This window comes from Candidatus Ruminimicrobium bovinum (assembly GCF_902760015.1).
Taxonomy (GTDB): domain Bacteria; phylum Elusimicrobiota; class Endomicrobiia; order Endomicrobiales; family Endomicrobiaceae; genus Ruminimicrobium; species Ruminimicrobium bovinum.
The window spans coordinates 1-7,918 of sequence record NZ_CACWEU010000123.1; the positions used below are offsets into that span (position 1 = coordinate 1).

Here is a 7,918-nt window from a genome sequence, read left to right on the forward strand (position 1 = left end):
TATGTATACCAAAAATAAATTTAACTTTTTTCATTTTTTTATCCGTTATAAATTTTCAGCTTCCTTTTTTATAATTAAAGAAATATCATTTCTTTCGTCATGAGGTAATGCCCTGTTTTCTAGTTCAATTCCCAAAGATATTAGTTTCATTAAAGCATTAATATCATTTTCGTCAACGGAAACATTTTGCAAAAGTTGTTTTTTCCCGTGAACGAAATGCATACCGCCTATATTTACGGACTTAAATTTAACACCGTAATCTATAAGTTTTACAATGTTTTGAGGATTTGACAACAATATCATTGTTTTTTCGTTTTCATAAACATTGTTTATAATTTCCATAGCAGCATCTTTTATTGTTTTTATCGATAACTTTACCGAAGCCGGAACAGCCATCGATAAAAGAACACATTGCATTTTATCTGCAGCAACTTCATCGGAAACAACTAAAATTCTGTCAATTGAAACCGATTTCAGCCAACCTTGAACTATCTGACCGTGTATCAATCTGTCATCAATCCTTACAAGTTCTATACCCAAAGTTTTACTCCTTATTTCATTTTTTCCAAAAAAAGTTGTTTTGCATTTACAATACTTTTTAAACCGTCGTTTAAAACTTTATTTGCCAATTCAGTTACGGAATTTACCGTTTTACTTGAAAAAACCGCAGACAACACCATAGGTAAATTAACACCCGTTAAAACTTCAATATTTGTGTTAAGACATACCTTCATTGAAGCATTATACGGTGTTCCGCCGAACATATCGGTAAGAATTAAAACACCTGAGCCGTCATCATTTTCCTTAATTATATTTAATATCTTTTCCTGCAACGACGACAAACTTTCATCGTTTGTATTTTTACTTACAAACATCAAATTTTCCTGCTTCCCGGCAATAAATTCAGCCGATTTAATCAATTCTTCGGTTAAGCCGCAATGAGCAACTATCAAAATTTTTATCATTTCAGTTTCCTTCCCGGCAAATTAAAAATTACCTTTGCCAATTTTGTATAATCGTGATGTGCATACTGTGTTTTGGAAATAAAATCTCTCTCTATTATTTTAACATTTTTTAATGCTTTTTTATCAACAATAACAGGCATGGATTTTTCCTTTTTATATCTTTGAGCCACCGACGGATGAATTTTCCCGTTATTTACCAGAACTATATCTATAATTCCTTTATACGAATGTTTTTCTATTGCATTTATATGATCGGATAATTTAAAATTTGTAGTTTCTCCGACTTGTGTCATTATATTACAAACATATATTTTTTTTGCTTTTGTTTTTCTTAATGCGTTAATAACTCCTTTAAAAAGCAAATTAACTATTATAGATGTGTACAAGGAACCGGGACCCAAAATAACATAATCGGCATTTAAAATTGCATCCGTTACGCTTTTTGAACTTTTTGCATTTTTCGGAAATATCTCAACGTGAGAAATGTTTTTTTTACTTCTTGATATCTTTGTTTCACCTGATACCCTTGTTCCGTCTTCCAATTCGGCTTTTAAAATTACGTTATCCAACGAAACCGGTAAAACTTTTCCTTTAATTGCCAATATACTGCTTGCATTTGTTATTGCTTTATCAAAACCGCCCGAAATACTGCTTAATGCGGTTAAAAACAAATTTCCGAACGAATGGTTTGATAACGAGCCCTTTTTGGGAAACCTATAACCGAACAGTTTTGTCATTAAATTTTCTTCTTCACTGAGTGCAACCAAACAGTTTCTTATGTCACCGGGAGGCAAAACACCGAATTCCGTTCTTAATTTACCCGAACTGCCTCCGTCATCACTTACGGCAACAACTGCGGTAATATTAACCGGATATTTTTTTAATCCTCTTAATAAAGTAGAAAGTCCGCTACCTCCGCCTATGGTAACAATATTACATTTCATTGCAGGTTATACTCTCATTATATCCCTGTGATATAAATTTACTTTATATTTTTTCTTTATAAAAAATTCGGCTAATTTTTCGGCTGTTGCAACCGAACGATGCCTTCCGCCGGTACATCCTATTGCTATAGTCAATTGACTTTTCCCCTCTTTTAAATAACTCGGTAATAAACAGTTAAGCAGTCTTGATATTCTGTCAAAAAATTTACCGTATTCTTTTTGTTTTTCTATATATTTAATAACTTCTTTATCTTTACCTGTTTTATTTTTAAGTTCCGCAACATAATTCGGATTCGGAACAAACCTTGCATCAAAAACTATATCGGCTTCACTTGCAATACCGAATTTAAAACCGAATGACATTATTGTCAAAATAAGTTCCCTTTGGCTTTGAGGAACTTTTATTAAATTGGAAAGAGTATTTTTCAACTGTCCTATAGGCATGTTAGTTGTATCTATTTCAATATCGGCAAGTTTTTTTGTCTGTTGCAGCATTTCTCTTTCTTTTTTTAATCCTTCTTTCACGGGAAGTGCCAACGGATGCTTTCTTCTCGTTTCGGAATACCTTTTTAAAATTGTCATATCATTGGCATTTAAAAACAATATTTTACCGTTTATTTTTTCTTTTTTTAATTTATTTATAACCGTTTGAATTTTTAAAATATTTTTACCGGCTCTTATGTCTATACTTATTGCAACATTTTTATAATTTTTTTTATCTTTTTTGTACAAATCTATAAAATCATTAATAAAATTAAACGGTAAATTATCAACACAGACAAAGCCGAAATCTTCCAAAATATTCAAAACTTTGGTTTTGCCTGCACCGGAAATTCCTGATATTATTAAAAAATTATTTTTCATTATTTTTACTTTTTCTTTTTATTTCGGATTTTATTTTTTTTGTAAATTCCAATGCGGAAAAATAACCGTTTTTCTTTAACCTTTGGTTTAAACTTGCAGTTTCAACGATAATTGCCAAGTTTCTTCCCGGTCCTACGGGAATTGTAAGCTCCGGAATTTTTACTCCCAAAATTTCGGTATAATATTCTTTTAAACCCAACCTTTCATATTCTATTGTTTCGTCCCATGCAACTAAATTAATAACAAGTTCTATTTTGGATTCATCTAAAATATTTGCAACACCGAACATATTTTTTATATCAATAATTCCTATTCCCCTAATTTCCATCAAATGTTTCATTATATCGCTGTTGCTTTTACCGATTAATGTATGCCCGGACCTTTTTGTAATTTCCACCAGATCGTCGGAAACTAACATGTGCCCTCTTTTTACAAGTTCCAATGCACATTCGGATTTTCCTATACCGGATTTTCCTCTTATAAAAACACCAAGTCCGTATACGTTGGATAAAACACCGTGTAATTTTTGTGAAGGTGCAAGTTTTTCATCAAAATAATAAATTAAATCGCTTAACAGTTGAGATGATGATAATGATGTTTTTAACAGAGGAACGTTTAATTCGTCAAAAACCTCTGCCATCGACGGCAGAGGATTAAAATTTCTTGTGATTATACAACATGGTACCTGCTTAGGAGAAAAAACTTTTGTTAACATTTTACGTTGTTCTTTATGTGTTAACGATTGCAGATAAGTGAACTCCGCTATTCCTATAATTTGAACCCTTTCATAAGGCATGTGTTCAAAATACCCTGCAAACGCAAGCCCGGGTCTGTTAACATCAGGAACGGTAACAACTCTTTCAAGCCCGCCTTTTCCGGCAACAAGTTCCAATTTAAAATCGTTAGTTTTTTCTTTAATAAAAGTGCCTACTTTTAGCACTTTCATTTTAATAAGCATCCTCCTGCTGTATTATCTTAATAATTTCTTCTTTTGTTTCGGCATTCTTAATTGTTTGTCTTAAGAATTTATCTTTGAAAAGTCTTGAAATTCTGGAAAGAGCTTTCAAGTGTTGTCCGGTAACTTCAACGGGACCTACCAATAAAAATATAATATATACAGGTTCACCGTCTAAAGAATTAAATTCGATACCTTTTTTTGAAATACCGAGTACACCAACCTGTTCGGTTAAAGCATCAGTTTTGCCGTGAGGAATAGCAACACCCTGTCCGATACCGGTAGAACCTAATTTTTCTCTTTCCAAAACGACTTCAATTATTTCATCGGTTTTCTTTATTTTTTTTGACGTTTTTAAAGATTCTATCAATTCAATAATAGCATCCTTTTTGTTTTGCGCCTTCAAATCCACAATAATTGAGTCTTTACATAAAAAATCCATTATATTCATCTTCTACTCCTCCCCCTCTGTATGCTTCTTATATTTTTTTATTTATTTTAAATTTCAGGTTCCAACATAACTAATGAACCGCTGTCGTTTCTGTATAAAACATTTATTTTATCGGTAGAAGAATTTAAAAACATATAAACTCTGTAACCTAAGTTATCCATTTCATCTATCGCATCTTCTATTGAAACAGGTTGCAAATCAAATCTTTTTATTTCGGATATTTTATTTCTTGAATCCTGCATAATATCCAACGAGAACACATCGGATTTTATTGCTTTTGTTTTTAAAACTTTAAGATTTTCTTTTCTGTGAATTTTTGATATTTCTTTTTGCTTTTTCAATTGCTTGGAAAGTTTGTCTACCGCTAAATCTATTGAAGCATATAAATCTTCCGACTCTTCTTTTGCTCTGAAAACTTTACCTGCTATATGGAATGAAATTTCCGTTATTTGTCTGTTTTTTTCAACGGAAAGAATTGTTTGAACCCAAACCGAATCTCCCGTAAAGAATTTTCCTGCTTTTGCAACTTTCTGTCTGACATAAGAATCAATAGCATCCGTTAATTTCAAATGTCTTGCCGTAATGTTTATCTGCATGAAAATCTCCTTTTACTTTATATTTATCTTATATTTATATCATTTTATGAACACAAAGGCAACTTTTTTGTTTTCCATCTTCTATGAAACCAAAACCATAACGAAGGATATTTTTCAACATAAGATTGTAATGCTTTATTATATTCTGTCATAATATATTCCGCCTTTTCATTTTCCGACATATCTTCCGGAATCACAATTTCTTCCACCGTTGCTTTATAACTGCCGTCTTTTAAACGCACACAAAAAGCGGTGTAAACGGGACATTTGGCTTTTAAAGCAAAAACAGCCGGACCTTTTGCCGTTGAGGCAGCCCTGCCGAAAAAAGGAACAAACACACCTTGTTTATTTGCATCCTGATCGCCTAATATTGCAACAAATTCATTATCTTTTAAAGCATACAAAACTTTTTTTGCAACGGATTTGTCTTTATAAATGGTATTATATCCGTTTGTGGTTCTTAAATCATTAATCATTTTATCAACCAAGAAATTTTCCTGTCCGGCAACAATAACGGACATTTTATGCCTTTGTGAAAAAGATTTTGCAAGCAATTCCCAATTACCGAAATGTGCCGACAATAAAATACATCCCCTGCCCTGCTTAAATGCCTTTTCTATCAAATAAATATTTTCTATGTTTATTGCATATTTAAGTTGTTCTTTTTTTAATTTGTTAAAAAAAATCATTTCCATTATGGTTATTGCAAACTGCCTGTATACATCTTTTGTTATTTTTAAAATTTCTTTATCGTTTTTTTCGGGAAAAGCTTGTTTAAGTGAATTTATGATATGTTTTTTACGAACGGGAATAAAATAATACGAAATTTTAGAAATAACAATTGCGATAGGTTTTGTACATTTTACCGGAATAAGAAAAATAAAAAATATAAATATCTTTAAAGCAATATATTCAGCATAATATCTTAAAGAAATTTTCGTTTTATCCATTTTTCTTATTTAAAATTTCATCTATTTGTTTATCACTTTCTCTGTTCATTTTAACAGATATTATCTTTGATATACCAAGCTCCTGCATTGTAACACCGTATAAAATATCTGCCATTTCCATAGTTCTTTTATTGTGTGTAACAACCAAGAACTGTGTTTTTTGAGAAAATTCTTTTATGATATTTATATATCTGCCGACATTTGCATCGTCAAGAGGAGCATCAACTTCGTCCAATATACAAAAAGGCGACTGTTTAACAAGGAAAAATGCAAACAACAAAGCAATTGCCGTAAGTGTTTTTTCTCCGCCGGAACATTGTAAAATATTTTTAGGATGTTTCCCGGGCGGTTGTGCAAAAATATCAACACCGGTTTCAAGTAAATTATTTTCATCGGTCAATATTAAATCGGCCTCACCGCCTCCGAATAATTTTTTATACAATGTTTTAAAATTATCTCTAACCAAATCAAATGTTTTTTTAAAATTTTCTATTGTGGTCTGATTTATTTTCTGTATAACATCTTCCAAATCTTTTTTTGCTTTTGACAAATCATCCTGCTGTTTTACTATAAAGTCATATCTTTGAGAAAGTTGGTCGTATTCATCCTGTGCGGCTAAATTTACCTGCCCCAAATCTTCCATTTTCTTTTTTATTTTATCTATTTTTTCTCTGTCAACTTCAACACCTAAATATTCATCTTTTAACTCATCAAAAGTTTTACCGTAAGTTTCTTTTATTCTTGTTTCAAGTAATTCTTTTTGAGCATTAAAAGCTTTTTGGTTTCCTTCCATATCGGAAACGGTTTGCCTTAATTCTTCAACTTTCATTTTAGTGTCGTGTATAACATTATTTTTTGTTTCTATGGTATTTATAATTTCTTCTCTTTTACCTTTGATAAGTTGCAATTCCGTTTCTTTTTCCGTCTGTTCTTGCTGTGATTTTTGAATATTTATCGTTTCTGTTTCCTGAAAAGTTAATATATCCTGTAATTGCTTGTCTATTTCGGCAATTCTTGCCGTTTTCTGTTCTACTTGAATTTTTAAATTATTTATGTATTCCTGCCCCTGTTGCCTGTTTTTCAAATATTCTTCTCTTTGTGCAAATTTTGTGGAACTTGTTATATATTCATTATGAACCGTTTCTTCCTGAGCTTTAAGGTTATCGGAATCGGATGCTATTTGTTGTAAATTTGTTTCCAACCCGGTAATTTCCGTTTCAATATCTGCCAATTTATTATCTGTTTCGGCAATTCTTTCGTTTACGGAATCGGCGACAGCTTGTTTTGCTATCTGTTCGTTTTTTAAATTTTCAATTTCTTTAACCGTATCGGCAATATTATTTTGTTTTTGCTCTATTGCTTCCTTTAAATATAAAATTTTTGCATCTATTCTTGTTTTTTCATTACCGGTTTGTCCGTTATCCAAATTAACATTAAGTTTTGTATCTTCCTGTTTTGTAATATTTTCCGAAATTTCCGACAATTGCTTTTTTTTACTTTCTATATCCTCGGACAACTTTTTTATTTGCTCTTCCATTAAAACAGGTTTATCCGAACTTTCATCCGAGCCGCCCGAAATAAACGCACCGTTATAAATTTTATTATCATTTATATATATACCGTTTGAAATAAATTTCACGGCACTTTCATATTCGGGACTCACATTTAATAAATCAAATAAAACCATAGTGCCTTCGGTTAATTGTGTTTGCGAAAATTCGGCGGGAATATTTTCCAAAACAAAAAAAGTAAGTCTTACCAAATTATTATTTTTTAAATATTCGATTGCACTTTCGGCTTGTTGTTTTGTGTCACAAATTAAATAATCCAACCTGCTTCCCAAAGCAGTTGCAACTATTGAAATATTTTCCTGCTTCGGATCAATAACACTCCCTATTGTTGCTTTTGCATAACCCTGTTCAATAACTGTTTTTATTGCAACTTTTACAGGATCTTGTGCTATCATTTCTTTTAACGTATCTATTCTTGCCTGTGCTGCAGCTCTATCTTCTTTTAACTTATTTTCGTTATTTTCCAAATTTTCAATTTCTTTTTCTATATTTAAAATTACTTCTTTTGATTGAATTTCTTTCCGATTCAATTCTTCAAGTTGAAGTTGTGTTTGTTCCAAATTCTTTTTATCATTTTCAATTTCTTTTTCAGACGGTTCAATATCGGCTTGCAACCTTTCAA

Annotated in this window: 9 protein-coding genes; all 9 read right to left on the reverse strand. The window is 31.3% G+C overall.

Annotated features, from left to right (window positions below; genetic code table 11):
- Window positions 1-45 precede the first annotated feature (45 nt).
- A complete protein-coding gene (locus tag ACMUOV_RS04455) occupies window positions 46-540 on the reverse strand; it encodes a PTS system mannose/fructose/N-acetylgalactosamine-transporter subunit IIB (RefSeq protein ID WP_413853911.1) in 495 nt (164 codons plus the stop codon).
- 11 nt (window positions 541-551) lie between these two features.
- Window positions 552-965, reverse strand: a complete 414-nt coding sequence (locus ACMUOV_RS04460; RefSeq protein ID WP_413853912.1) for a PTS sugar transporter subunit IIA — start codon at window positions 963-965, stop codon at window positions 552-554.
- Window positions 962-1,909 carry a gluconeogenesis factor YvcK family protein gene (locus ACMUOV_RS04465; RefSeq protein WP_413853913.1) on the reverse strand — a complete coding sequence of 316 codons (948 nt, stop codon included), beginning with the start codon at window positions 1,907-1,909 and terminating at the stop codon, window positions 962-964. Before ACMUOV_RS04465 ends, ACMUOV_RS04460 begins: the two co-directional genes overlap by 4 nt.
- Window positions 1,910-1,915: 6 nt before the next feature.
- A complete protein-coding gene (rapZ, locus tag ACMUOV_RS04470) occupies window positions 1,916-2,773 on the reverse strand; it encodes an RNase adapter RapZ (protein ID WP_413853914.1) in 858 nt (285 codons plus the stop codon).
- Window positions 2,763-3,719 (reverse strand): HPr(Ser) kinase/phosphatase, encoded by a 957-nt coding sequence (gene hprK, locus ACMUOV_RS04475; protein WP_413853915.1) that lies wholly within the window; start codon window positions 3,717-3,719, stop codon window positions 2,763-2,765. The genes rapZ and hprK overlap by 11 nt, the downstream gene beginning before the upstream one ends.
- A 1-nt stretch (window position 3,720) precedes the next feature.
- Window positions 3,721-4,179 (reverse strand): PTS sugar transporter subunit IIA, encoded by a 459-nt coding sequence (locus ACMUOV_RS04480; RefSeq protein ID WP_413853916.1) that lies wholly within the window; start codon window positions 4,177-4,179, stop codon window positions 3,721-3,723.
- A gap of 47 nt (window positions 4,180-4,226) precedes the next feature.
- A complete protein-coding gene (gene hpf, locus ACMUOV_RS04485) occupies window positions 4,227-4,775 on the reverse strand; it encodes a ribosome hibernation-promoting factor, HPF/YfiA family (RefSeq protein ID WP_413853917.1) in 549 nt (182 codons plus the stop codon).
- Between the two features lie 44 nt (window positions 4,776-4,819).
- Window positions 4,820-5,725, reverse strand: a complete 906-nt coding sequence (locus ACMUOV_RS04490; RefSeq protein WP_413853918.1) for a lysophospholipid acyltransferase family protein — start codon at window positions 5,723-5,725, stop codon at window positions 4,820-4,822.
- Window positions 5,718-7,918, reverse strand: a 2,201-nt coding sequence (locus ACMUOV_RS04495; RefSeq protein ID WP_413853919.1) for a hypothetical protein, incomplete at its 5' end; no start/stop codon positions are given. The genes ACMUOV_RS04495 and ACMUOV_RS04490, both read right to left, overlap by 8 nt.

Coding starts and splice junctions, on each gene's coding strand:
- ACMUOV_RS04460 (WP_413853912.1), bottom strand. CDS start 965: ATGATAAAAATTTTGATAGTTGCTCATTGCGGCTTAACCGAAGAATTG.
- ACMUOV_RS04465 (WP_413853913.1), bottom strand. CDS start 1,909: ATGAAATGTAATATTGTTACCATAGGCGGAGGTAGCGGACTTTCTACT.
- rapZ (WP_413853914.1), bottom strand. CDS start 2,773: ATGAAAAATAATTTTTTAATAATATCAGGAATTTCCGGTGCAGGCAAA.
- hprK (WP_413853915.1), bottom strand. CDS start 3,719: ATGAAAGTGCTAAAAGTAGGCACTTTTATTAAAGAAAAAACTAACGAT.
- ACMUOV_RS04480 (WP_413853916.1), bottom strand. CDS start 4,179: ATGAATATAATGGATTTTTTATGTAAAGACTCAATTATTGTGGATTTG.
- hpf (WP_413853917.1), bottom strand. CDS start 4,775: ATGCAGATAAACATTACGGCAAGACATTTGAAATTAACGGATGCTATT.
- ACMUOV_RS04490 (WP_413853918.1), bottom strand. CDS start 5,725: ATGGATAAAACGAAAATTTCTTTAAGATATTATGCTGAATATATTGCT.